Origin of the sequence: Legionella saoudiensis (assembly GCF_001465875.1) — a bacterium.
GTDB classification, from domain to species: domain Bacteria; phylum Pseudomonadota; class Gammaproteobacteria; order Legionellales; family Legionellaceae; genus Legionella; species Legionella saoudiensis.
The window spans coordinates 37,689-63,534 of the sequence record NZ_LN901319.1 but is presented as its reverse complement, the minus strand read 5'-3'; the positions used below and the strand labels follow the sequence as shown (position 1 = coordinate 63,534).

Below are 25,846 nucleotides of genomic sequence, written 5' to 3'. Positions count from 1 at the left end.
ATTGAAAGTAGGTCTAGTTACTATTTACTGCAATCGCAAAAAGATATACCTATTGTCGAACATTTATATTTTTGTCTCCATCGGTTAAGGACCACCTCGTGTGAGTAACACAATGATCAACACAATTAATAATAGCCCCACTCCACCACTGGGATAATATCCCCACCCGCTGCTGTAAGGCCAGGTAGGTAAGACAGCAAGTAGAAGAATGATTAACACAATTAAAGTAAGATTCATTTTGAACTCCCTATATGAATCGGCATATAGGCATTGCTAAGTGCCAATTAAAATACGCCGATTTTCCTGAACAAGAAGTAGGCCCTTCATGGTAATTATAGACAAATTGGATTAGATGAAATCAAAAATTTGTAAGGAACTTACTTTATTCGCTTACGTAGTTGCATTTGCTGGTATTTGTAAAAGCTTGGTCAGCTTGAGGGCTTCTGAAGGGTCACAATTTTTTACTAAAGAGTATTAATAACTCTTTTCAACTTTGTTGTAGAATTAGCGGTATAAGCTATATATTTTGTATGCTATAAAATATTAAAAGAATCTATATGGAAGAGCATCCAGGTAATCAAAAGTTATTTTCGCAATTTGCACAATGGGTTTCAGAGTGGAGTGGGAGAGCGGGTTCTTTTTTAATGGCTTTTTTGCTAATTGTTGTATGGTTAGTAACTGGCCCTATTTTTAACTATTCTGACACCTGGCAGCTTTTAATTAATACAGGTACAACAATTGTAACTTTTTTAATGGTATTTTTGATTCAAAATACCTCAAAACAGAGATACTAAAATTATAAATTTAAAATTGGACGAGTTAATTAAATCGCATCCACGCGCCGATAATTTATCAATTGACTTAGCCTCATTGTCAGACAAAGAGCTGGAAGAATTAGAGCAGAGATATAAGAAAATCTGTCACCAATGCGCTGATAAGGATTAATTCAGAAACGCTTTTCCTCCTGTAAAATATTCAGGGAGGTACCAATAGAATAGAACAGCGCAAGTCCAAAATTACAGAAAAGTTTAGGTGTTCATCTAACGCTTAAATGAGGTGACTTTTTTCTAGTTAGTCGTTATAACTAATTATATTATTTCTCATATTTTTTTATTAATGAACAGAATTTTTGTTGTTCTTTTACTTATTTATTCAAGTACTATCAGAGCAGATTGTACTACGCTTCTGGATCTTACCAATAGTCCAAGTAAAATAGATAGCGCATGTGCCGTCCCTTTTAAAAAAATAATTATAGAATCTAATTATATTTATCAAAATTTATACGATTCTTCAGGCACTCAAAAAAATTATCCCAATGCGATTCTACGTATTGGCTTACCTTCAAATAATGAACTATTTGTTCTTCCACCGAATTATATAAAGCAGACTCGCTTTCCGCATCGTGGTGTTTCCATAACCTCGTTAGGTTTAAAACACTCGTTCTCTTACCAAGAAAATTGGCTTTTTGCTTTAGAGGAAGTGGTCGATCTTCCAAGTGGGAGTTATTATTATGGTACAGCAGCTTGGGGAGAAAATATTAAGGCTATAATTACTTCTCTTATCACCAAAAAGCTAACATTAAGTACCATGTTGGGTGTAAGTCATAGTGGTGATCCCGCAGGTTTTAAAGGACGAACTTTTTATAGTTTTAATCCTATTGTTACCCTAGCCTATAATCCTACGGAAAAAATCTCTTTATATCATGAATTGTATGCGCAAAGTAAGATTAGCGCTTCAGAAGAATGGGGAATCAATTATGATGCAGGGGCTCTTTTTGAATTACGCAAGAATTTTATAATTTATATTAGTTGGGCCCATCAACTGCAGCACAATTTAGGAAATTTTAAAATGTATGTGAGTGGCGGATTTTCGATAATGCTCTAACTACTTCAAAATGAGCATTTCCTTAATAGGTCAATTTAACTTCTCAATCAGGTGCCATTTTTAAAGTTAAAAAAAGCTTTAGAAATTAGACTGCGCCGTGAAAAAAATGTCCATTCTAAAAAAGGTATTAATGCTAATGTCTTCTTAACCCTCAGCCAGAGGCCAGCACAAACAGCCTGGATGAAAGTAATTGAAATTAAATCTGATCTACGATATCTTCATCGTAATCAATTATTTAGAGTGATAGTGATGGATCAACTTACTTTGAATGCAAGCGATACTACGGTTTTTATACTTGATAGAAATCTTGAAAATTGTCTCTCTTTACAGGACTTATTTAACTCAGTCCAACTGCCTGTTCAATGTTATATTTGCCCGCTTGCTTTTTTAAAGGAATATAACGACCAACCAGGATGCTTAATTTTGGATGTACACTTCCCTTTAATGAGTGGATTAGAGTTATTAGATAAACTCAAGGAGAGAAATATTTATCTTCCTTCCATAATTATTACTGCTGATGGTGATGTTCCTATGGCCGTAAGAGCTATGAAAGCCGGAGCCGAAGATTTTCTTGAGAAACCAATAAATTATCAATATTTACTGGAAGCAGTTCAAAAATGCATACAAAAGAATAAAGATTCTTGGCATTTTAATTCAAAGGGTCTTATTACGAACTTTGAAAAATTAACAACACGTGAAGTGCAAGTCTATAAAAGGGTTCTAAAGGGCATACCAAATAAACAGATTGCTCTGGAGCTTAATATTGCTCCTTCTACCGTCGAAGCGCATCGGGCTAAGGTGATGAAAAAAACTAATTCAAAATCGCTAGCTGATCTCATCAAATTTTCTTTATCCGTATCCACAGGGACTTAGAGCAAACTTATCTTATAGATTTTGGAGGAGGGGTTAAAATAACGATTGATCCTTACTCTGAGCTATACGTATGTTAGGCTTTATGGAGAAGCAAGTGGTACTTGCAAGCGAGTCAATAAATTTAATTATTATTTTTTTATTTATCATTTACAGAGCGGTTTTGCTCTTAAATAGTTACAGGATAGTTTCATCGATGATTTTGGCTGTGCGATAAGCTTCGAATAAAAAGGTTCAGTAAAGCAGTATTCATCAACAATATGCATAGGTAGTCGCTTTTGTGCACCACCAACACCTTCTCAACTTTAACAAACTTTGGCAGGGTTTGATACAAAGGTAAATCAAATTACCTCAAGAGCAAAACTGTAATTTTTGTTCCTTATCACCCCTAATAAGGAAATTGAATTAGATTAGGATTGAGTAAAACTCCCTTTGGGTTGAATGAGCAAATTAATATTGTTGAAATATCTAATTTTAAGTCCACTCCCTAATCCCTTATGTAATTTTATTAAAATTATTTTTTATACTACACTATGGTATAGAGAAATAGTTATGTATTTTTCAAGACTGGTTGCAAAATACACAGGTTTCTACTAAGGAAAAGTTACATAGGAGTCTATTATTTTAAATATTATTTTGCTTTGGATTTTCTCTGCAATTGCCCTACTTGTTACTTCAAGATTAGTGAAGGGTTTTCATCTCAAAGATTTTAAAGCTGCTATGATTGCAAGTTTAGTCATTGGATTTTTAAATGCAATTATCAAACCAGTTCTTTTTATCCTAACACTGCCAATTAATATTCTGACCCTAGGCCTGTTTACATTTGTTTTAAATGCGATCATGCTTCGCATAGCAGCAGTAATCCTGCCCAGTTTTAAAATCGATGGTTGGATTATTGCAGTTAAAGCTGCAATCATTTTAATGATCGTACAACTTATTCTTAATCTTGCCTTTGGTTATAAATAAATATAACACCCTCAGCTTAAATGACATGATTTTAAAGTTCATATTTCAGATATAAATTTATACTCAAGTCTCTCTAGTGCATGTACCTAGAAGCATTAAAGACTGAGAAAGAAAACTAGGGTAATTCTTAGTAACTAATTGTTGCGGTAAGCAAATAATGTCAATATGCTTCGAGCAAGTCCTGTCTTTGATACAAAGACAGGCTCCAGTAACAATGAAAAAGTTTCTCATTGTTATTTCATGTCACTCTTAAAGCCAAGCCTGAAAAAATGTACCTATAATTGAAAACCCATAAATTTAAGCTTCTTAATACGATTTTTTTTAGAGACGAGTAGGGCAGCTATTTCAATGAAAGGCTTACCCTCTAAATCTTCTTTATTGCCGGGTTGTTCTCCGACTAACATTAAGGGTGCATGCGAATTTCCATCGCCAAATACTGTTTGGGTACCCTGTTTATATAGATCCCAGCCCTTACAATGTTGAGCAGCGTTCTTTAACTTTCCAAAAGAAGAGGTATTGGATATAAATTTTGCAGCTGTTTTACCATATATGTGCTCCTTATTGCACTAACGCCACATCACTTATGCAAGAACAACACCAATCTAGCTTTATAAATGACGAAGGCCACCGAAGTGGCCCTCCAGCAGCCTGTGTCTCAAGAGAGAGAACGTGACCGCAATTAAAGTATAGATATTAAATCAAACTGTGTCAAAATGACACAGATAGAGCTTAGGTTAGAACGAGATATTTAGAGCGCGCTATGGCCCTTATTCTGAAATTTCTTTTTTCGAGCAAGGGTTGACGCGAGATTTTTTTCCCGAACGAGCTTTACTGCTTCACGTAGTATTTCATTTTCTAACGTTTTTTGACCTAACATTTGTTCTAGTTACTTAATTCGCTGTTTTAGCTCATTTAAAATGAGAAATTTACCATTTTGAGGTTGCAGTAAAAGATGTATTTTGAAACCCGAATCAACCAGCTATAGCTCCATAAAAAGCTTCATTTTGTTTTGTTAGGGCTGCCCATAATCTATCCCCATACGAAAAATGCCACCATTCATTAGGATAATTTATAAAACCGGTATCGATCATTATCTCTAAAAGAATCATTCTATTTTCAAATGCCTCCTCTGAAATATTTTTTGAATTAGTTTTGCAAACATCTGGATCCACCTTATACCAGTCCTTAATTTCCATCCCGAGGTTTATTAAATTTCCATCAGTATCAATTAATTCTAAATCAACTGCACCTCCTGTGCTGTGTGGAGGGATAAGAGGTGTGCCGGCGTAGGAGCATATAGGCGAAATTAGTTGACTGGCCTGGATAAAAAGTTCCTCATCTGATAAATAGGGTTTTTGTTTTTTCAATCTAATAAATTGTTCATCAAATAATATTTTTTGAACCTTAAGGCTTCGTAATGCTTCATATATCTTAAACTTCCAATTGCTCGGAAGTTTTTTTTGAGCAATACATAGTTTTTCATAAACTGATATTCGCATTTTGGTGTAATCATTTTTTGTTAATGGATTATCTGGAGGAGGGCCATAACAAATTTCTTGTTGATCTTTGATATCTATTAGAGGTTCGTAATTCTCGCAGATAGGGATACGGTTAAGCGTGAGTTCGTTAAACATTAATTTTTCATTGACTCAAATTAGTGGTTCAATCATAAATTTATATTCTTCCGTACTCAACAATTGCCTGAACTTATTTGAAATGAAATTTGAAACTTGTTTAGAAAAACCACAGATTTAATAAACTTATCGTTTTGCTTCGATTTGTCGCTTTGATGCGGTTAAATGGGTTTTAAAAATCAGTTTCAATTAATTAGTGTTTAGTTAATAGGAGTTCTAACGTTTTAATGTATAGAGCTAATTTATTTATTGGGTGGTTCCATTTTAGAAAGAATTATCTAATTTCTTATTCGAATAAGCTAAAAACTTAAATACGAATGGGGAGATCTGATTTTTTAATTTCAACTTTATCTAAATCATAGCCATATTCCGTTAACAATTTTCTTATATATGCTCTCGCTTCTAAAAAATTACATGAAGCTCCTATCCATATTTGGCTAATATTTTCGTGCACGAATTGGTGAGGAGTAAGTACGGGTTTTTTATTAAAATTTATGCTTATGAACGGCAAGTCACTTTTAGGAATAGTTAAAAATTCTCTTGCTGAGTCATCGAAGAAAAAAGATTTATTAGTTGGAGTTTTCATTAAATCCCCTTCCATATAAAAAATTCGATATTCGTGTTCATCACTAAAGGATTCATCTTTTAGCATTGGTAAAATAGCAATTAAATTACTCATAAGCTCAATATGATGTGGTTTAAATTCTTCGAGGTTTTTTGCATCTTTTGCTTTATATCTAAAATTTTTGATAATAGATTCTATAAGTGGAAGACAATTTTTTCCGTAATGCACTTTGCATAGATAGCCATCCTCTAGTGAAGCTTCCTTATCAGTATTATAAAAGCTCTCATTATATGCGATGCAAACACCAGAACCATTTAAAGCATAATATCTCCAAAGAGCCATGTTATTTGCTTCAGAAAAGCAGCACACATATATATTAGTATTTTCATAAAACTCTACAAAAAGCTCTTCAGCTAATTTTAAATAGGGAATATGTGAGGTGTATAAAGCATCTAGAATTAATCTAATTCCGTATCGTATTTCTCTTGGGTCATTAAAATACTTATAATGTGTGTGCCTGAGCTTCCTATATTGTAAAATATTTTTTAGCCCCTCAACGCTTGTGTACTGGTACAACAGTTTGTCTTTGGGTGGGGGATTCCATTTTTTATAAATCTCGTCAAATGTATCCATTCATTTCTCTGTTTTAATTTATGAGTTTAATTTTGAAGATGATGTTTCCCAAGGAAATACCTTGTGATTTTTTAATCTGTAAGTTTTAACTTCATAATTAACTATTATTAATTATAGCAAACATATTAAATTAAACTTTACATGTCCATTTGAGGTATACCCTAAATGGGACCAGCAACGCATAGAAAAGGAATGTTAGGAAATTATGGATTTTTAATATATTGGCATTTCCAACGCAAGGTTATGGAATTTAATCTGACACTTTTGTAAATAGAGCTATGGTTTTAAGAGAACTGATAAGTATTTGTGAGAATCTGAAATTGTAAGGTGCTTTAATAGTTTCAATACCACCCAAGTGTCAATTTATACTAAGTATAAATACCGTCACCTGCTTACTGGCTGATTCCACTTGACCAAATATCAACAACTATTAAAGCTATACAGGGATTGGCAATGTAAGCATGCGGGTGTCTGTACGGCCACCATACATTAATTATAAACTCACCTTAGAAATGAATCAAACATATTTTTTTGGTTCAAAATTAATTTTCCTATATAAAAATAAGAATCAATTGTAGTCGTAAAAGCTTTACCAGCGGTCAAGATTTAGAAGGTAAGGTTGTCAAAAAATATAAAATAAATAGGCAGGTAAGTAACAGACGTTAAATAGTTATTTTACGACTCTGACCAATAGATCTATGCGAATCTATTTATTGATTTAGGTGTCTTAAAGAACGACCGTTTTTAGAGAGTCATTTAAACAATTGTAATAGGGCTCATAAAATCTTGATTATGGGTTCTCAAGAACCCGTCTCAAAGTCAAATCTGAGGAGACAAGTTATATGCCATTTAACGAACGTTAATTATTATATAAATTAATACATCATTTTACTTTATATAAATAATATAAAATGTATAATTAATAATTATATAACGGGTTAAGTGTTTTCTCGCTTATTTATGATCATATTATGAACAAAATAATTGCTTATCTTCGTGCATCAACTGATAAACAAGATTTGAATAATCAAAAACTTGAAATATATGAATTCGCCAAGAAGAATCAAATTGAAATTGATGATTTTATTCAGATGACGATATCCAGTAGAAAAAATATTAAAGAGCGGCGCATCGATGAAATGGTTGAGGCTTTGGATGGGGCGGGAACATTAATAGTTACTGAGTTGAGTCGTTTAGGACGAAGTACTGCAGAAGTAATCGGCTTGGTAAATGAGCTTATAAATAAAGAAGTTCGGATAATTGCTATCAAGCAAAATTTGGATATTAAACAACATGACATGACATCAAAGGTGATGATTACTTTGTTTTCTCTATTTGCTGAACTTGAAAGAGATCTTATTAGTATAAGAACTAAAGAAGCATTGGCCAGTAAAAAAATACAGGGGATTAAATTAGGCAAACCTAAGGGAACTATACAGAAAAGTAAATTTGATGAACACCTGGAGAAAATCAAAGAGCTTTTAAGGCTTGGATTATCAGTAAAAAAAATAGCTACTTTTTTGGGTTATAAAAGCCATATCGGGCTTAACAATTATGTTAGAAAGAGAAAACTTCGTGAAATCGAATAATCTAATTATGTAGATTTAGCTGGCATGATAGGTTGTATATGAATATAGGAAAATTATGGCTTTATATAAAGAATTTAATAATAAAATTTTTTTGTAGATTAATTATGAATAAGAGATCAACTACTAGGCCACATCGAAAATGTGTTTGTGGTAGTGGGAAAAAATATAGAAATTGTTGTGGCAAAAAAAATACTGTTAATTTTAATGATTTGCCCAGAGAAACACAACAAATGGTACGCGAGCTTCAGTTAAAGCATAAAATTGCAACCCAGTATCATCATAACAACTTCGGTTATACACCTGAAATTATGAGTAGTCTTTTTCAGGGAAAAAGACTTGTGGTGCTAGGAGGGGTTCTTGTTCAATCAGATAACCCAGAAAAAGATTGGGAAGAACCTGCCGATTTTTTAACTTCTCACCTAAGGACAACATTGGGGAATGAGTGGTTTGATAAGGAATTACAAAGTGAGGAAAAAGAAAGACATATAGTTGTATCGTGGGCAATTGACGGAAAATTTGAAGTGATAGATCCTAATAAGCCGATTGAATCTCGAAAACTAAATGGTAGGGCTCTAGCTTATTTGCATCTGGCATATGATTTATACATATTACATAATCAGGGCCACATCACTGATAAATTAATTTCAAGATTAAAGTCTAAACAAGGGTTTAATGGTGCCCGATACGAGTTATTTGTTTTAGCAACTATGATAAGAGCTGGCTTCAAGTTAGAGCCCTTTGATGAAACACTTGGTGTAGGGAAAGTGCCTGAGTGTAAAGCTATCCATAAAGAAACCGGAATAACTATTCAAGTTGAAGCTAAGACACGAAATGTAAAATATGTATTAGGATCAACCGAAGGAAAATCAAAAAGTATTCGTTTGTATGACAAGCTAAAAGACGCAATTGAAAAGGATGTGAAAGAACCCTACATAATTTTTGTCGATTTAAATTTTCCAGAGCTAAATGTTTATACTGACGAAGAGAAAATGGAAAAAATACGAGGTGAACATTATAAACTTATAGAAAAACATCCGAGCAATTTACCTAACATTATTGTTTATACTAATATTCCTTTTCATTATGCTCGAGATTTTGATGTAAACATATCTGCTTTTGGTCTAATAAAAATCAATCATCCGAAGATAACGCTTGAGAAGGAACATATTATTTTCAATGCAATTAATTTGTCATTAAAACAATTTGAATATCTCCCTAAGGAATTTAATGAGAGCGAAAAACACGCTGATACGGTAATCGATTCAATGAAAAACAAAGGTACAAATGGCCCGTTGTAAGCCCGTCCGTGGCGGCTATGAGTGTAACTTTTCCACTCAAAAGTTTGTATCATTTTCTACAACTATTGTTGAAGAGTGGAGTGTTAAATTATTTATGGTCATATTTTTTTGTGTTAGGGCTTGATATATAGAACCTGGCTCTATATAATTTAAAATGCACCGAGTGAATTAAATTTAATCTCTTGGTGTTGTTTTTATTTATTATGGGTTTATTCTACACAGAAGGGATATATCAAAATGAGCAAAAGTAAAGCTTATAAAAGCGAGGCATTAGGTGCTTTGCATGAAACAATGAATGATATGTTTGAGTCTGGAATAATTGACAAAAAAACGATGAGGGAATTTGATTTAAGTTGTTTAACTCCAATTCACCAATTTTTACCCGAAGAAATAAAGGCTTTGCGTGAAAGAGAGCAAGTGAGTCAGCCGGTATTTGCTACTTATTTAAATGTTTCTAAGGATCTGGTTAGCCAGTGGGAGAGAGGAATTAAAAAACCCGCAGGAACCTCCTTAAAATTGCTCTCGCTTGTTGAGCATAAAGGGCTGGGGTTCATTCTTTAATTTTCCTTTACAATTTTGCAACACTTCCTTGATCTATGGAACTTGGTTCTATATAATGTACAATTATAATGTCAAGGAATTAATGTTGCGCATATTTAAAACGAAGAATTTTTCGAGGTTTGCTAATAAAGAAGGTATTGAGGATAATTCACTAGTTAAAGTAGTAACCGCTTTAGAGAAGGGTCGTATTGACGCTAATTTAGGAAACGGGCTTTACAAACAAAGATTGGCTCGGCCAAATCAAGGCAAATCATCTGGTTACCGATGTATCATAGTGTATCAATACAATGCTTGCGCATATTTTTTATATGGTTTTCCCAAGAGCGAAAAGGAAAATTTAACTCCAGATGAACTCAAAGAGTATAAGAAAGCTGCTGGAATATTTTTAAACTTGTCACAAGATAAAATTGAACGTATGGTTTCAGAAAAAATTTTAACTGAGATAACTTTTTAATTAAATAGCTTGTCGGGTATAGGGGGCAATAGAGCAGCCAACCGGCTTAAGACATTTTCTGTTGTTCTTAATGGGCTAAAGCGCGGGGAAATAAGGCCAAGAAGGGTGTATTTGCAAAGCAAAAAAATAGAGGCCGCTTAGTACCCTATCTGGGTCTGGTCTTTGAAAATGGTTGAGTTTTGAAACTGTCTGATACATTCGGGTTATATCAATTAGATCTAGATATTTAGATAGTCATCTATCAAAAGGTAAAATTTAAATCATATGATAGGTGCGTGCTTATTATTTCCTACCTATCATAAGAGTGTACTTTATTGATATAAGAAATTTAAAGTTTTTAGCACTGGAGATTGGCCATCAATATAGAACTTATTGGCTATAATTTATTAATATACTATTGAGTTTTATCGAGACATGTTAAACCTCACTTTAATAGATTGGAGAGCGACCCATGAATTGGAAACTGGTCTCTACACCACCTCCTTATGATGGCACCTATTTGGTTGTGATAGCCAATTCTCAAATAGAAATATGCCAATATTGTAAATCTAGTGACTCATGGTCTAGTTTTAAGCGACCTACTTATCCCTCCATAGCCGTAACTCATTGGATGGATCTTCCAGAACTTCCTTGAATGTATGATGTATAATTTTTACTAATTGCATCTACAAGCGAACATTTGTAAGACGGCTCTTAATATGGTTATTTTTCACGTGCCTGTTTTGATTGTTTCAATAAATAATTTATGTCATAATTAGACATATGTCAATTTATGGTATATCATTAAAATGAGCTGGCAAGTTAGATTTACAAAAAAAGCTGCGAAGCAAACTGGAGGGTTAAGTAAAGCTGCTTTTCACGCTTTAAATTTATTGGTAACCGACTTGAAGAATAAAGGGCCATTTCCAGGAACATCGTGGCCTAATTATGGAAAGCTTAGAGGGCTCAAGGGAGTAAAAAGCTCCCGTGATTTACGGCATTGTCATTTAGTTAAGGGAAATCCTACATACGTATGTTGTTGGGAAGTAGTAGAAAACGAAGTCAAAATCATAGAGGTGTATTATGCAGGCACTCACGAAAAAGCACCATACTAAAAAACAAACAACAAAAGATAAAATTATACGTTTTCAAGTAGGCAAACGAGCTTATGCTATCCCTAAAAAGGTAGCAGAACAGTATCGAGTTGAGCCCGATGAAAGAAAATCGGAGGAAGAGTTTGTTTCAGTAGAAGAGCTATTTAACGATCTTAATGAACAATATACAAAAGCTGGCGCTCTTTTAAAAGGATTACGAGCTCGTGAAAATTTGAATCAGATTGAATTTGCAAAATTAATCAATGTTACTCAAGCAAATCTATCAAAAATGGAAAATGGAAGGCGGCCAATTGGAAAAACTATTGCAAAACGATTGGAGCAAACTTTTAATGTGAATTATAAATATTTTTTAGAATAGAATTAATCAATAAGGGGAACGCTACATCGTGAAAGATTCCGGAACATCCCAGCTCCAGAAATCGGCTCGCTAAGCGAAAGTGTGCTCGTTCCCCTTGTTTTTGTGGGTCGACGTGATCTGACCGCTTACTCACCCCGAAGGTCAGTACAGTTCCTACTCTCACCATTATAGGAACTACCACCAATAATTCAGTTAAATAATAGTGCAATTATGGACGGCTAGTACTTGTTGATTTTGCATCACAGCGCAAGTTCCGGAACGTGAGGCCAACAAGTTGATTTATTAGAGTATCTTTCAATTCCATTGATTGTCACACCCAACTTAAGATTGCACACTTACCCTATTAAATAAGGGCATCGTCAAGTTAACTTTTGGTCTAGACTGTAATTTATTTACAGGAAGACCGTGATGCTAGAAAGGAAGCCTAAAAGATACCGTTATCCATTGGAGTTAATCAGCATCGCAGTATGGAGTTATCATCGTTTTAATGACAGTTACCGTGATGTTTCAGAGCGCTTGCTGTACCGCGGTATTGATGTGAGTTATGAGACGATACGTCAATGGTGCATTAAGTTTGGTTCTCATTTTAAGAATGTCATGAAGAAGCGAGCACCCAGGCCATCGGATAAGTGGCACCTGGATGAGCAGCAATTACGCATTGGTGGAGCGACGTATTATTTATGGCGCGCCGTGGATGATTCGGGCTATGAGCTGGATGTGTTTCTGCAAAAGCGGCGCAATAAAAAGGCGGCTATTCGCTTCCTGTCTCGTTTATTGAATGCCTATCCCAAACCTCGGGTGATTGTAACAGACAAGCTCAGGAGCTACACAAAACCCATTCGCCAGATGGGTAAAGGGGTTGAGCATCGTTCGCATAAAGGGCTCAATAATCGGGTAGAAAATGCCCATCAGCCCACGCGTAGAAAAGAAAAATGCCTCATTCGATTTAAATCACCTGCTGGGGCACAGGCCGTCATCGCACTCATGGGGAAAGTGCGTAATCTCTTTGCTGTCGCCGTGGGGCGCTATACCAACTCCGCCCATCAACGAATAAGCCAATTTCAATCAGCCAAAGAAATTTGGAATGACGCGGCCATGCAACTGCTTTGCGCCTAAAATTCGACATCCGCTATTTGCTTGCTTTATGAAAAGTTAACTTGACGGCGCCCTTTAATCTGAATGTCTAAAGATTGCTGACTGGTTGAAACACGAGCATATCCGAAGAGTCGCATAGGCTAAAAATGTCTCTGTTGCCAGAATTATCTGTCATGGTCAACGTGGAGAAATCCGCAAAAGATACCGCGAGGGACAGGAAGATCAGCTGGGCGCCCTGGGTCTAGTAACTAATGCTGTTGTACTCTGGAATACTATTTATATGAACGCTGCAAGAAATCATTTAGAACAAAAATCTATTGTTATACAAGAAGAAGATGAGGTCAGGCTTTCACCATTGCAGCATGAGCATATTAATGTTCTTGGACATTACTCATTTACCTTGAACGATGCCATAATGAAAGGGCAACTAAGACCGTTCAATAAGCTGGCTGAAAATATTGAAATTCCTTAGCGTACGTTTTCGTACCATTGGACTTCAAACCCCAAAGAGGAATGCCTCTTGACTGCTCTTGCAAATAGTCCTTAATTTCCTCAACGCGGGAAATGGGAACACGAATGGTTTTTGTGGCTTCACCATATTGGCTACTACCTTCTGGGCGTCCTGCTCCAAGTCTTTTTCCACCTCGACTCATATTGCCCTCACTTATTATGATTGTTGTTACATTAATCAAATCATAGAGGGCAATGCAGCGATTGTAAATAGCGCAAATTGTCCAATTACCACCAAATGGTTAATATTATAAAAATTACAAAATATTGCAGAACTGAATTTTGAAAAGAATGTTATTGCTGTTCATCTTTTATTAGAAAATGATTTATCTGTTATTGGTAAGGATTGCTCTAGGGGTTCGCTCTTATTTGCCTTAAAGAATGTTAAAGCATAATTTTTAGGAGCAGATTGTGTTTTTTGAAACTCTAATAAAGATATAACGTCCACTTTTTTTAAAAATGTTGCTATTTTATGCAATTCTGAAAAAATTTCAGGCGGGAGATTTCCTGCTTTTCTTAATAAAAGCGAAAAAATCTCTGTATCTTTCAAAGTAATGGCGTAGTGAAGCGCAGTTGCACCTTTATATCTTTGCAGTACATTCACATTAAATTCACAAAGAGTTTTAACAGCAGCCGTAGCATTACTGTTCACAGCGTGTATTAATGCAGTTTCGCCATTTAAATCCTTTTGATTGAGATCTGCTCCATCTGCATGGAGCTGTCTTATTGTATCAGAAGCATTATTTCTACTAGCTATAATGAGCGGGGTCCACCCGTTTTTTGGTAAGGTTTGATTAAGATTGGCACCTGCAGCATAAAGAGCATGGGCAGCTTCGGGAATATTATTATATGCCGCAAACATTATGGCAGACCAACCGTATGTATCAGTTTGATTAAGGAGTGGGGAAATTTCGTCTTGGCTTAAATTTTCCAATAGCTGAGGTATTAAAGAAGTATGCCACTTGGCTATGATCAAAAAACCTTTTTGAGAAGTCAATCTCTCAGCATGTTGAATAACAAGGTCCTCAAAAGTTTTAAAAGGCTTATTTTTAAGTTTAGTTAAACTAGCAAGCTGTATGCAAACCTCTTTACCTAATCTTGAAAAAATCTCTTCGGTTAGCTCTTTAGACGTTTCAAAAAACTTCTGAGTGCCCTTACCATATTCAGGGTCATAAAAATACCATCGTCCATCTAACCACCCTAATTCGCAAGCATGGGACATATTATTTACAATGCAAATGCTATTTTTAATGGCCTCTATCGTATTAGCATCTTCAAAAATACTTATTAAATCATTTGTGAAAAAACTTCCAGCCATACGATGAGTCTCTTCAATTTGATGTATTTCGTTATGACTATCAACCAAACTGAAGAATTGTCCAGGTGTTAATAAATGGTATTGAGGTAGAGGAAGAGGTACATAAATTCCATGATTAAAAACTAAATAATTAATTATTCGTTCAAAAAGCATTTCTAAAGGGACACCCTGAGGTGAATTCGCGTCTGGTAAAATAATCCTTTTAAGAAGCGAGTCCTTTTGACCGTCCCATAATAAAATTTGAGCAATAGCAGCGTCCCACCATTCCAGTTTTCCAGATATTCGCATAGCAGAACGACAGACTGATAGACCAAAACAAATCCCATTAAGCGGTAGATTTTCAGAATTTAATAAAGATAAATATCTATTCAATTGTGAAATTAAAGCGGTTTGATCACGCCGTGCCATAACTTCCCTATGCCTCAGGGGGGGGTCCAATAATTATAGCAAAAAAAAGTAGAATCTTCCTGAAGCTAAAAAGAAGTGTTAACATGACAAAGCCTTAGCATATCAGGAGTCAGATTGGCTTAATTAATGAGCACAGAATTATACTGCTCATTAGATGTCTAACTGCGCTTTGAAAACTTTTAGTGTGTTTAGTCAAATAATTTCATTTAAGAACACTTGAGTGTTGCTATCAATCCGATGATCATGATTAGCGGTTATTAGCTTCTCGGTATTTAGTTCTATTGCAAAACACGTTTAAGAGATCCCAACAATCCTAAAGTTTGGTTGACCGCTTCTTTTTCTTTACTCCTTTAACCTCTTATCTTGCGGTCAGAGAAAGTTTAAATTCTTCATGATTGATAAGGCTTATATTGCGGATAATATTCTTGCACTTGCTCTAATCCGTCAATCTTTACTATTTGATCGGCCAAAAAGAGCTCTGGAGAGTGTGCGACATTTTTATTACTAGGATTAGTTAAAAATTCTTTAATAAATTGTATTGCTTCAGCAGCAGTTTGAGATTCCTGGACTTTTTGATTTAAGATCATTATTGAATTTTGAACTGTTTGGGAGTGATTGAATGAAAAAAAAGTGCTCGCCCAGTTTCGTTGTCCTCGAGAGCTTTCAGCTCCACTCAGATATTTTCTGTACTCTTGTTCTGCGGTAGCTACTGCTGTTTTTAAGGATTGCAGACGAGAGTCATCTGAGACCTTTTGTTTTATGGTTTGTAAGTTATTCATAGCCTCCAATATGCGGGGTTCCATGACCCTTTCGTCGGTGCCAAAAGTAGTATAACTCAAAATAGTTGCCCATAAGTTTATTGGTAAGGCGGTTCTTTCGCCGGAGGGCGTCTGGTGTTTTTTCCCAACCATCATTGTTATTGGGAGAAGCGCTGTTTGTAGTTGAGGAAAACCAGTACCTTCCAGATTAAATCGCTGCCTTTGTTCCAGCGGTCCAAAAGCGATAAGTATTTTTTCCATTTCTGTAGAGGATTTATTATGAAATAAAAGATTATCCTTTAAAACAATGCGTTGTACATGTTGGGGAATAGCCATTATAAGCTGTTCCAGTTCTTCTGAAGAAAAACGTTCCAGATTATTATTGCTTAAATCAAGAATTTTAATATGAGAGGGAATTTTTTGCATAATGGATATTAAATTAGGTAAAGAGGCTCTGGAATCAGTAAACCTGTCATTTAAAACCAGTGTAGAAAGTGTTGTAGGCAAGGCAGCAAATAATGCTTCAGGTTTGCATATAATAAAGTTATCATAATTTAAAGCTATAGTAGTCAGCCTAGGCGGAAGCTCCTTAAAATATTTCAGATCATCTTTATCAATATCATTATTTCTGTAATCGAGAACACGAAGTTCCTGAGGTAGATTTTTAAAAGATGTTTTTTTCAAATCAAGCTGACTGCCTTTTATATTAAGTTGGGTGACTTTTAGATTAGTGAAAAGTGATAATGATGCCGTGTTAAATTCTAGAAATTGTGTATTACTTAAGTCCAGGGAAATGAGTTTTTGAAGCGCGGTGGCTAGAGTAGCAGCTTCTGGTCCTGTTATCCCTCTTAACATGTCATTATTGGCTAGGCTTAGATGAGTTAATGGGGCTTTAATTGCAGTGAAGGCCTGCACAAGCTCGGTAGCAGTCGGAGATGGTTGAGCACGACCCCGAAAGTTTCCAAAGAAGTTAGACCCCAAATCAAGTTGCATCAGTGTTTTCGGTAGAGCAGCCAAGACTCGCGTTAATTGTGTACCGTCTTTCCTGACGAGCGAATTTCGTAAGCCTAAGGAGGTAATTTTGGGATTTAATTGATCAAATACTGTATTAGCTGATTCATTATCCGGATAATCAGGTAAAGGACAATTCGTTAGATTCAGAGTAGTGACCGTTTCTGGAAAAGCATGTGATTGCTTAATTATATTTTCGCCGTTGCCACAGGCAATGAATTCCAGAGAAACGATATTTTTTCCCAATGTGGAAAGAGCATTAGACAATGTTGCTATGCTGCTGCTACCTATAGCATGAAATTTTAGCGAAGTTATTGATTGAGGGAGAGCTGTGAAGATTTTTTCCCAATCTTGTTTATGAAACTGGTTGTCTCCTACTAAGGTTAAAGATGTGGTAGCGGGTATTGTTTGGAGTAAGGTAATTATTTCTGCGGCAGTTTTATGATTTAGCTCAAGCTTCATGAAAATACACCCTATTTTTTATAATTAAACATATTTAGCATATTGTTCAATTATATGTCAAATAGTGAGTATATGTCAAATAGTGAGCCATAAGTGACATAAGAATTTCCTTTTATGTCCTCTAGTTATAGACCTAATTATGGCCAACTACAAGATAGGAATTTAAAAAGGAAAGTGGAAAAAAACTGATAACGTTAATTGTTTAATTTTTCTAAATAAAACATACCTCATTAAAGCATCCAGGGCTTCGAATTTACTGGCGCATTGATTGGTTTTGGGTTGCGGCTTAACCCTTTTGGCATCGGTTGAGATTGTTTTACGGTTTTGGGAAAGGAGAATCGATACTTGATTTTCTTTGTTTTAGTTATTTCCAGATTGGAATAGAGGAAAGAGAATAATTCGCTTTCATTGATAAATAAAGAAGGATTAAATTACATCTGATTTAAAATTAATCATTACGGTAATTTTTATAAGGAGACCCAAATGTCAAAATCCAAATTAAAAATCTAGGGCGCAGTTTACTGTATTAATTATCAAAATTGAGGATGATATTAAAAAATTAGAGCAAATTGACCAAATTAATATAAAGAACAACCAACCCGGAGTAGACATTATCTTTAAAAGCAATGCTTATGGCGATTGTTAACTACATAGAAAACTATCAAATTTATCTTTGGCAATATCTGCTGTAAATAATACATAGGGGCTATTATCTGAAAAAGCTATCTTTTACAGCCGCAATACTTCCTTGATATTTGTGATAGATTTTTCAAAGAGAGACTAAAAAAAGTTATAAAGAAAAGGAGCTTTTACAAAAATTCTATTTTAATCTTTTATCCAAGAAATTAGCCCTACATAAAAAGAAATAGATTACGAGGTTTCAAGTACAATCCGGCAAATGGGTCACTATCCAATCGGAATGGAATTGTTTCCAGCTGCAGATGAAGATCAATTTGAATTTGTAAAACTAAAAAATTGATAAAAGCGATGATTACATTCTAATAATTGGTGGCCGATATGGATGAATTACCAGTAAAGGTATAAGTATACCGAACAAGAAAATGAGTATGCAAGGAAAAAGGATTAAAAATTATGGCTTTCCTCCTCAGGAAATTCCTTTAAAGTCAGAACAAGATAATGTTATTAATTAACTTCATTTCGTAATAAGGTCTCTTCTGGGAAGCAAAGAATGCGTCCTCGATCCATATTTTTGATTTAGCAAATATTGTGAATCTTGTGGTGAAAAAAATCAGATTGAGTAAAATAAGATTTTTTAGTATGATGCTATAAAGTTTTTGATTCAGTCGTATATGCCCTATTCAAACCTTCCTATTGAACTTCGTCAAAAGATCTTTACATTTTTTGGTTCTTTAGAAAAAGGACGATGCGTAAATCACGAATTCCAGCAATTTACTTATCCAAGTAATCCTTACTATTATATAAATGCATTGAAACCAGAATTCCAAAATAGAGATGAAAATGCTAAAGAAGTTTTTTTGACCAGACCAGAGGCTCGAAGAGAGGAATACTTATTTGTTGATTCTTTAGGTCAAAAATATCTTTTTGAAGATGAAATGGGTAAAAAAATTTTGGAAAAAATGCTCCCAACCATTCAGCTTGATTCTAAACCTGAAAGACTTAACTATCTTAAATCTCTTTATTTAAAAGGTGCATTTGGCAGCGGGATTAGCTTAAGATTTTGTCTTGAACTACACTCTAATGACTTGATGTTTCTTCTTACTCTTTGTACCCCGCATGGGCTTCAAATTCTTAAAGAAAAACTAGTGCAACCACATCAATTATTTTTCTACGTGAAAGATGATAAGAAATTTGAAATAAAAGATTATGGATTACTTGAACCATTATTTACTGAAAAAGGATATGTTGCGCTTAAATCAAGATTAATAGATATTAACGATGTCTTTAGCACTAATTTTATTGAACCTTGTCAAAAATTAATAGATGTAGTCTATAGCCAAATAAAAAATAAAGCACACACAAATCCTATATATAGAACTATCTTAGAAGAAACGGAAGAGATTAATAATTCTCAAGCCTTGAATAACAGCTTGCAATTAAAATAGCTTGGATTTGTTCTTTTAATTACTCTACGCTCAAAAAGGATTCAGATAGAATAATTAGCCTTCACTCCTATTGTTGCCTCAGTTGCAGTCTTACTCTTGGTAATGACAGTGCGACAAGCTCCTGTCGGGCTTATGCTATTTGTGAATAGCGGCCACCATTCCACTTGCAAAAAAATGGGGTGGTGGTGACGTAGCCTCTGCAGACGGGATGCGTTTTGTTACACCAATCCGCACTGTTAATGCCGGTCCAAATAAAAAATACTTTGGTGCCAGCAAGGGAATCACCTGGTACAACTTTGTTTCTGATCAATTTTCAGGATTTCACGGAATTGTCATACCGGGGACACTCAGAGATTCCATCTTTATTCTGGAAGGTTTGCTGGAACAACAAACTGGATTAAATCCAACTGAAATTATGACGGATACTGCAGGCGCTAGCGATATGGTATTTGGTTTGTTCTGGTTGCTGGGGTATCAATTCTCTCCTAGAATGGCAGATGCGGGCGAGTCTGTTTTCTGGCGTATTGATAAAAACGCCGATTATGCCGCATTAAATGAAATTTCTCGCAATTGTGCAAACCCAAAGCGTATAGAGCAACATTGGGATGACATGATGAGAATTGCGGGCTCACTAAAATTGGGTACTGTGCATGCTTCCGAGTTGATCCGATCATTACTGAAAAGTGATAAGCCCTCCAGTCTGGCGAAAGCAATTATTGAGGCTGGTCGCATCAATAAGACATTATACCTTTTAAACTATATTGATGATGAGGATTATCGGCGTCGAATATTGACCCAATTAAATCGTGGCGAAGGTAGACATGCTGTTGCCAGAATTATCTGTCATGGTCAACGTGGAGAAATCCGCAAAAGATACCGCGAGGGACAGGAAGATCAGCTGGGCGCCCTGGGTCTAGTAACTAATGCTGTTGTACTCTGGAATACTATTTATATGAACGCTGCAAGAAATCATTTAGAACAAAAATCTATTGTTATACAAGAAGAAGATGAGGTCAGGCTTTCACCATTGCAGCATGAGCATATTAATGTTCTTGGACATTACTCATTTACCTTGAACGATGCCATAATGAAAGGGCAACTAAGACCGTTCAATAAGCTGGCTGAAAATATTGAAATTCCTTAGCGTACGTTTTCGTACCATTGGACTTCAAACCCCTTAGTACACGCATTATTTAATTGAATAAATTGCTCTTCTGTAATTGTTTTGGGAAGCTCTTTAATTTGCCGAACGGAAATAATCCGTTTTTGCGCAGGCTTATTTTTGAACACATGATGCAAAAGCGCTTTGTATCGATTACCAGGTAAGCTTTGAGATTCAGTAATCGTTACATCGGTATGTCCTAGCTGGTTATGAAAGCGATAAAAGCTAGATAAGCATCCCAGAATGACGTTTATCGTCGCAGGTTTTCTTGCAGCTTGGATTTCATGTAAATCGATTATTTGAGCAGGCTCTTTCGATTGCCTTAGCCAGCCAACAAATCCAGCTAAACTTGCAAGGTTAATGATTTTCCAATTAAGTTCTTTATCAGCTAAATAATCCCAAAATAACTTCAAGCAATACGCATAGCTTTTCACCGTACACGGAGACTTGTCTACGTTATTTAGATAACGAACAAACTCAGTGATTGGTTTAATCGGCAAGTGATTGTCATCAAGAACTATCCATGTGACATCATAAGAACTCAGTTTAATCTTTTGTACTTTCATAAAATACCTCAATGAAGAACGCGAATATACGCTTAATTTCTATCATTGAATACTATGAATACTATAACTGACTAAGGTCTGATTATCACAGTAATCAGACCTAATATTTAGACCTAATTTTAACCCCTACCCTTCTCTAGGGCATAAAGGCGCTCTAGCTATCCTCGTTAATAGTTTTTTGGATTTCTATGACATTAGCAAAAGCCTCTTTCATCGTCTTGCCAATTCATTTGCATGAGTTTTGAAATTTTTATAACTTTCGTTTTCAGATATGTCATCAAACATCTGCCAATGCTCATCCACAATTGAAAATTTTGTTTTTTCCTCATCCATCTTCATTCCTTTACCAGTACTTATATTTAATAATTTACAATAGAAAGCGACCAATATTTGTTTCTCTGGCGCTTTAGGTGGTGTTTTACAAAACAGGGTTTTTCCGCATATTTGTCCTGATATATCAGGCCATTGCTTAATTGGGCCAAATATACGAGAAACCCCTATTATGCTGCTTTCACTTCAACAAGCATATGAATACCATCATGCTCAAGAGAGTCTTGAAGAGCTAAAGCTATAAATTGTTCTATAGGGTATCCTAAAATCGTAGCAAACTGCTTGGCTTTTTTAGCGCTAACTATCTTTCTATCATGCTCTAAGTCACATAGGTATTGTTTTGACACATCAAGTCTTTTAGCAAAATCAATTTGACTTTCCCCTTCTCCTTGACGAATTGCACGAATCGCCTTTCCTAAAGACATACGCCCTACTAATTTCTCTAAATATTTTCTTGCATTAGTACTCATGTTTATTCACCTCAACAATAGAAATAATTACAATTTCCTTTTGTTCATTCTCAATGTATATAGCTCGATATGCCTTATTCAATCTTATTGAGCGTTGTCCTTGGCGATCTCCTTTTAATGGCTCATCATGAAAACCTGGTATAGTTCTCATTTTCTGAATGCCCAAACGCTCTACCGAGTCAACCCATAATAATAACTTCTCTTTGATATATTGTGGAATCTTAGTTAAATCCTTTTGAGCACCTTTAGTTAACTCGATTTGACACGGTTTTATCAATTTAAAAATTACCTAAATTATTATATAATTCAATAGTACACTTATTTAGTGTACTTGTCAACTCTATTAATCGTAATGGTAAAGATAATGGGGCGGCCTGTTGAAAAATATGAGCAAAGTTGGATCAAAATTAGCACCATTATACAAAAAATAAAAAATACCAATCTCTTAATGTTTAACGCCATAGCGGCCAAATATGCTTGCATTTGTGTATTTTCTAACCCTCTATATTGAGCCCTCTTTAAGTCATGGTAATTTTTTAATTCATTCATAACTCCCTCTATTTTCCACATCCGCTCATAGAGTTTTTCCTTAAAATATTGTTGTCCCATTTCAGTTTTCATTTGCTCATAAAGTTCAGCATACTTATTCCTGGTCACATATCGAGCAGGCCCTTTATTCTTGAGTTTGGCTAAGCAACTTTGCGTAAATGAGCACTGCCTACAGTCTTTCGTGGATGAAATATAGATTGTGGTATCTCCTTGAGATTTGCAGGGTTTTAATATGAAATCTTGAGAACATATGTATTGGTTATTCATCCGATCATATTGAAAACCTTCTACAATACTATTTTCAGAAGAACCACTTCGAGAACTAAATAAGGGGATATACGTTGTTAAATTTTGTTCCCTTAAAAAAGAGATAATTTCACCTGATCCATAGGCTCTATCTGCGACCGTTTCACTTAGTGAACCAAGAACAGTATGTTTTACATAATCAAGTTGTTCTAAATAAGGCACAGAGTCATGAACTGCTCCGGTAGTGATTTTAATTGCTAAAATTATACGATTAATACTATCACTGGTCACATGAGCTTTATATTTTAGAGTTCTTGGAGTGCCCGATTTAAAGGCTAATGTTGCGTCGGGATCCGTTTTGCTGATGTGTGTTTTATTGGATATTGTTCTCTTACTTTTTTCAATAACTGGCTCATGAGTTTCTTTTTCTTTTAACGTTAATGAATCCAGTGAGGCGTTTGCATCAAGTAAAATGCTATCTGTCATAACACTAGTACTATTTAATAAGCCGAAATGTTTACATTGCTGTAATATGTTCTTAAAAAACTCCTCGAAAACGTTTACCCCAAGACGCTTTTTAATGCGGCTTAACGATGAATGATGAGGCACCGGATCTGTGAGGTTTAACCCACAAAACCATCGATAACTAATATTATAATGGATATGTTCTATCAATTTTCTATTAGAATGAATGTTGTATAAATGGCCAATTAACTTAATTCTTAAATAAAGCTCAGGAGATATTCCTGTTCGACCTCTGTTTTGGCTGTAAAGATGCTCGGTTAATAAACTACAGAAATTAAAATTTACAAATTGATTTATTCTTTTAAGTAAATGGTTAGAGGGGATTAGTTTCTCTAAGTCTGAATTATCTATACTAACAAATTGACCTTGCATAAATATTGTAGGCGCCGTCAAGTTAACTTTTCATAAAGCAAGCAAATAGCGGATGTCGAATTTTAGGCGCAAAGCAGTTGCATGGCCGCGTCATTCCAAATTTCTTTGGCTGATTGAAATTGGCTTATTCGTTGATGGGCGGAGTTGGTATAGCGCCCCACGGCGACAGCAAAGAGATTACGCACTTTCCCCATGAGTGCGATGACGGCCTGTGCCCCAGCAGGTGATTTAAATCGAATGAGGCATTTTTCTTTTCTACGCGTGGGCTGATGGGCATTTTCTACCCGATTATTGAGCCCTTTATGCGAACGATGCTCAACCCCTTTACCCATCTGGCGAATGGGTTTTGTGTAGCTCCTGAGCTTGTCTGTTACAATCACCCGAGGTTTGGGATAGGCATTCAATAAACGAGACAGGAAGCGAATAGCCGCCTTTTTATTGCGCCGCTTTTGCAGAAACACATCCAGCTCATAGCCCGAATCATCCACGGCGCGCCATAAATAATACGTCGCTCCACCAATGCGTAATTGCTGCTCATCCAGGTGCCACTTATCCGATGGCCTGGGTGCTCGCTTCTTCATGACATTCTTAAAATGAGAACCAAACTTAATGCACCATTGACGTATCGTCTCATAACTCACATCAATACCGCGGTACAGCAAGCGCTCTGAAACATCACGGTAACTGTCATTAAAACGATGATAACTCCATACTGCGATGCTGATTAACTCCAATGGATAACGGTATCTTTTAGGCTTCCTTTCTAGCATCACGGTCTTCCTGTAAATAAATTACAGTCTAGACCAAAAGTTAACTTGACGATGCCTTCCCTTGGCATAAAGACTCAGAATCTTGTCATCCATTGAGGTAAGACGGGTCTGATGTTTTTTGACTAGCTGAGGTTCAAAACTCCCATTTCGATCTCGTGGGGTTAATAGCTCAAACTCCCCATCTTCTGTTTTAAGCATTTTAGGGGTATATCCATTACGACTATTAGTTGAACCCTGCTTTTCATGCCTGCCATATCCCAAATGCTCTTCGAGTTCAGCATTCAATGCTGCTTCAACTGTTAATGAATATTAACCAGTTAAGGATGAAATATCGAACTTGAGCACATTAGTCTTTTGATGCAACCGATATCATAAAATTTACCTCCTAAATATCTTTTTGTTATAAAGTATTCATCTCGACAACATATTGTGGGTATATTCACCCTCCCCTACGACTTTTCAAGTACTGAGCAAATATCTCTGGATGTAATGTAAATTTCCACGCTGAATTTCTTCCCTTAGATGCTTCATAGCTTATCAAAATTCCTTTAGATTTCAGGCGGCAAACGGTTGTTTTTATCGCACCAACTTTAACACCAGTATTTTTTGAAAAAAGTTGTTTCTCAATATAGTAGGTATCTAGCGCCCCTGTTATAAGGCAAATGTTGGCTATTTCATCTACAATTTTCTTTGCATTACCTATCAAATCCACATACAGCCCTTCTTTTATAAATTTTGTATCCACCAACAATTTTTTTTCTAAGTCTTTTATCTGATGTGAATCATTGCGTACTACTTTGTCTCTTATAGATTCTAAGCTCGACGCGATACTTGTGTCTCTTATAATTTCAGCACCTAGAACAGAGTTTGTGTCTCTTTTCTGATGGAGCTCAGGTCGTGCCTCTGTGTCTCTTCTGGATTCTGAGATCGACGCATTATTTGTGTCTCTTATAATTTCAGCGCCTAGAATAGAGGGTGTCTCCCTTTTATGATGAAGCTCATGCCGTGCCCCTGTGTCTCTTATGGGTTCTGAGATCGATACATTATTTGTGTCTCTTATTATTTCAGCACCTAGAACAGAGGTTGTGTCCCTTTTATGATGAAGCTCATGCCGTGCCTCTGTGTCTCTTATGGGTTCTGAGATCGATACATTACTTGTGTCTCTTATTATTTCAGCACCTAGAACAGAGTTTGTGTCTCTTTTCTGATGGAGCTCAGGTCGTGCCTCTGTGTCTCTTCTGGATTCTGAGATCGACGCATTATTTGTGTCTCTTATAATTTCCGCGCATACATTCGAGTTTGTA

25 protein-coding genes and 4 pseudogenes are annotated in these 25,846 nt (G+C 35.5%); 15 read left to right on the top strand and 14 right to left on the bottom strand.

The window, feature by feature from the left end:
• Window positions 1–84: 84 nt before the first annotated feature.
• On the bottom strand, window positions 85–237 hold the full coding sequence (locus BN3124_RS16595; RefSeq protein ID WP_078061438.1) for a DUF3309 family protein: 153 nt from the start codon (window positions 235–237) through the stop codon (window positions 85–87).
• 320 nt (window positions 238–557) lie between these two features.
• On the opposite strand from BN3124_RS16595, the gene BN3124_RS17255 reads away from it, so the two are divergent.
• From BN3124_RS17255 to BN3124_RS00840, 4 genes are all read left to right on the top strand, one after another.
• A complete protein-coding gene (locus tag BN3124_RS17255; protein WP_230849031.1) occupies window positions 558–794 on the top strand; it encodes a low affinity iron permease family protein in 237 nt (78 codons plus the stop codon).
• A 16-nt stretch (window positions 795–810) separates the two neighbouring features.
• Complete coding sequence (locus BN3124_RS17250) at window positions 811–945, top strand: low affinity iron permease family protein (protein WP_230849030.1); 135 nt, start codon at window positions 811–813, stop codon at window positions 943–945.
• A 171-nt stretch (window positions 946–1,116) separates the two neighbouring features.
• Window positions 1,117–1,884, top strand: a complete 768-nt coding sequence (locus BN3124_RS00845) for a transporter (RefSeq protein WP_058532983.1) — start codon at window positions 1,117–1,119, stop codon at window positions 1,882–1,884.
• Between the two features lie 51 nt (window positions 1,885–1,935).
• A complete protein-coding gene (locus tag BN3124_RS00840; RefSeq protein WP_230849028.1) occupies window positions 1,936–2,757 on the top strand; it encodes a response regulator transcription factor in 822 nt (273 codons plus the stop codon).
• A gap of 191 nt (window positions 2,758–2,948) precedes the next feature.
• On the opposite strand, the pseudogene BN3124_RS17245 reads toward BN3124_RS00840, so the two are convergent.
• A pseudogene (locus BN3124_RS17245) lies at window positions 2,949–3,053 on the bottom strand (F-box protein); the annotation flags it as partial.
• Between the two features lie 337 nt (window positions 3,054–3,390).
• Between BN3124_RS17245 and BN3124_RS00835 the strand changes: the two are divergent.
• Entirely contained in the window at window positions 3,391–3,720 is a 330-nt protein-coding gene (locus tag BN3124_RS00835) for a phage holin family protein (protein WP_269057616.1), read from the top strand.
• Between the two features lie 971 nt (window positions 3,721–4,691).
• Here BN3124_RS00835 and BN3124_RS00830 read toward each other — a convergent pair.
• Both BN3124_RS00830 and BN3124_RS00825 read right to left on the bottom strand, forming a co-directional pair.
• Complete coding sequence (locus tag BN3124_RS00830; protein WP_058532981.1) at window positions 4,692–5,354, bottom strand: M15 family metallopeptidase; 663 nt, start codon at window positions 5,352–5,354, stop codon at window positions 4,692–4,694.
• A 307-nt stretch (window positions 5,355–5,661) separates the two neighbouring features.
• On the bottom strand, window positions 5,662–6,552 hold the full coding sequence (locus tag BN3124_RS00825; RefSeq protein ID WP_058532980.1) for a DUF2971 domain-containing protein: 891 nt from the start codon (window positions 6,550–6,552) through the stop codon (window positions 5,662–5,664).
• 971 nt (window positions 6,553–7,523) lie between these two features.
• Between BN3124_RS00825 and BN3124_RS00820 the strand changes: the two genes are divergently transcribed.
• The 8 genes and pseudogenes from BN3124_RS00820 to BN3124_RS16585 all read left to right on the top strand — a co-directional run.
• Window positions 7,524–8,141 carry a recombinase family protein gene (locus tag BN3124_RS00820; RefSeq protein WP_058532979.1) on the top strand — a complete coding sequence of 206 codons (618 nt, stop codon included), beginning with the start codon at window positions 7,524–7,526 and terminating at the stop codon, window positions 8,139–8,141.
• A 38-nt stretch (window positions 8,142–8,179) separates the two neighbouring features.
• Window positions 8,180–9,439, top strand: a complete 1,260-nt coding sequence (locus BN3124_RS00815) for a YecA family protein (protein WP_058532978.1) — start codon at window positions 8,180–8,182, stop codon at window positions 9,437–9,439.
• Window positions 9,440–9,676: 237 nt separating this feature from the next.
• Window positions 9,677–10,000, top strand: a complete 324-nt coding sequence (locus tag BN3124_RS00810) for a helix-turn-helix domain-containing protein (RefSeq protein ID WP_058532977.1) — start codon at window positions 9,677–9,679, stop codon at window positions 9,998–10,000.
• A gap of 82 nt (window positions 10,001–10,082) precedes the next feature.
• On the top strand, window positions 10,083–10,454 hold the full coding sequence (locus BN3124_RS00805) for a type II toxin-antitoxin system RelE/ParE family toxin (RefSeq protein WP_058532976.1): 372 nt from the start codon (window positions 10,083–10,085) through the stop codon (window positions 10,452–10,454).
• Window positions 10,455–10,905: 451 nt separating this feature from the next.
• Window positions 10,906–11,088, top strand: coding sequence for a DUF551 domain-containing protein (locus tag BN3124_RS16935; RefSeq protein ID WP_149865165.1), 183 nt, complete (start codon window positions 10,906–10,908; stop codon window positions 11,086–11,088).
• Between the two features lie 428 nt (window positions 11,089–11,516).
• Complete coding sequence (locus BN3124_RS00795; protein WP_058532974.1) at window positions 11,517–11,906, top strand: helix-turn-helix domain-containing protein; 390 nt, start codon at window positions 11,517–11,519, stop codon at window positions 11,904–11,906.
• Between the two features lie 408 nt (window positions 11,907–12,314).
• A complete protein-coding gene (locus tag BN3124_RS00790; protein WP_058532965.1) occupies window positions 12,315–13,022 on the top strand; it encodes an IS6 family transposase in 708 nt (235 codons plus the stop codon).
• Window positions 13,023–13,152: 130 nt separating this feature from the next.
• A pseudogene (locus BN3124_RS16585) lies at window positions 13,153–13,473 on the top strand (Tn3 family transposase); the annotation flags it as partial.
• 342 nt (window positions 13,474–13,815) lie between these two features.
• On the opposite strand, the gene BN3124_RS00780 reads toward BN3124_RS16585, so the two are convergent.
• On the bottom strand, window positions 13,816–15,237 hold the full coding sequence (locus tag BN3124_RS00780; RefSeq protein ID WP_058532972.1) for an ankyrin repeat domain-containing protein: 1,422 nt from the start codon (window positions 15,235–15,237) through the stop codon (window positions 13,816–13,818).
• Window positions 15,238–15,626: 389 nt separating this feature from the next.
• Window positions 15,627–17,468, bottom strand: coding sequence for a leucine-rich repeat domain-containing protein (locus BN3124_RS00775; RefSeq protein ID WP_058532971.1), 1,842 nt, complete (start codon window positions 17,466–17,468; stop codon window positions 15,627–15,629).
• A 1,310-nt stretch (window positions 17,469–18,778) separates the two neighbouring features.
• Between BN3124_RS00775 and BN3124_RS00770 the strand changes: the two genes are divergently transcribed.
• Window positions 18,779–19,552, top strand: a complete 774-nt coding sequence (locus BN3124_RS00770; protein ID WP_058532970.1) for a hypothetical protein — start codon at window positions 18,779–18,781, stop codon at window positions 19,550–19,552.
• Between the two features lie 151 nt (window positions 19,553–19,703).
• Window positions 19,704–20,696: pseudogene (locus BN3124_RS00765) on the top strand (transposase); the annotation flags it as partial.
• Here the strand turns inward: BN3124_RS00765 and BN3124_RS00760 are convergent.
• From BN3124_RS00760 to BN3124_RS17130, 8 genes and pseudogenes are all read right to left on the bottom strand, one after another.
• Complete coding sequence (locus BN3124_RS00760; RefSeq protein WP_058532969.1) at window positions 20,693–21,280, bottom strand: site-specific integrase; 588 nt, start codon at window positions 21,278–21,280, stop codon at window positions 20,693–20,695. The pseudogene BN3124_RS00765 and the gene BN3124_RS00760 overlap by 4 nt on opposite strands.
• Window positions 21,281–21,490: 210 nt before the next feature.
• Complete coding sequence (locus BN3124_RS17430) at window positions 21,491–21,613, bottom strand: hypothetical protein (protein ID WP_269057615.1); 123 nt, start codon at window positions 21,611–21,613, stop codon at window positions 21,491–21,493.
• Between the two features lie 167 nt (window positions 21,614–21,780).
• Window positions 21,781–22,080 (bottom strand): helix-turn-helix domain-containing protein, encoded by a 300-nt coding sequence (locus tag BN3124_RS00755; RefSeq protein ID WP_058532968.1) that lies wholly within the window; start codon window positions 22,078–22,080, stop codon window positions 21,781–21,783.
• Window positions 22,070–22,357, bottom strand: a complete 288-nt coding sequence (locus BN3124_RS00750; protein WP_058532967.1) for a type II toxin-antitoxin system mRNA interferase toxin, RelE/StbE family — start codon at window positions 22,355–22,357, stop codon at window positions 22,070–22,072. Before BN3124_RS00750 ends, BN3124_RS00755 begins: the two co-directional genes overlap by 11 nt.
• Window positions 22,358–22,398: 41 nt before the next feature.
• The gene (locus tag BN3124_RS00745) at window positions 22,399–23,772 is read right to left on the bottom strand and encodes a transposase (RefSeq protein ID WP_058532966.1); all 1,374 of its coding nucleotides are present in this window, start codon (window positions 23,770–23,772) and stop codon (window positions 22,399–22,401) included.
• Window positions 23,773–23,834: 62 nt separating this feature from the next.
• On the bottom strand, window positions 23,835–24,542 hold the full coding sequence (locus tag BN3124_RS00740) for an IS6 family transposase (RefSeq protein ID WP_058532965.1): 708 nt from the start codon (window positions 24,540–24,542) through the stop codon (window positions 23,835–23,837).
• A gap of 57 nt (window positions 24,543–24,599) precedes the next feature.
• Window positions 24,600–24,845, bottom strand: a pseudogene (locus BN3124_RS00735) (transposase); the annotation flags it as partial.
• A 136-nt stretch (window positions 24,846–24,981) separates the two neighbouring features.
• The coding region (locus BN3124_RS17130) for a hypothetical protein (protein ID WP_058532964.1) at window positions 24,982–25,846 on the bottom strand (865 nt) is incomplete at its 5' end.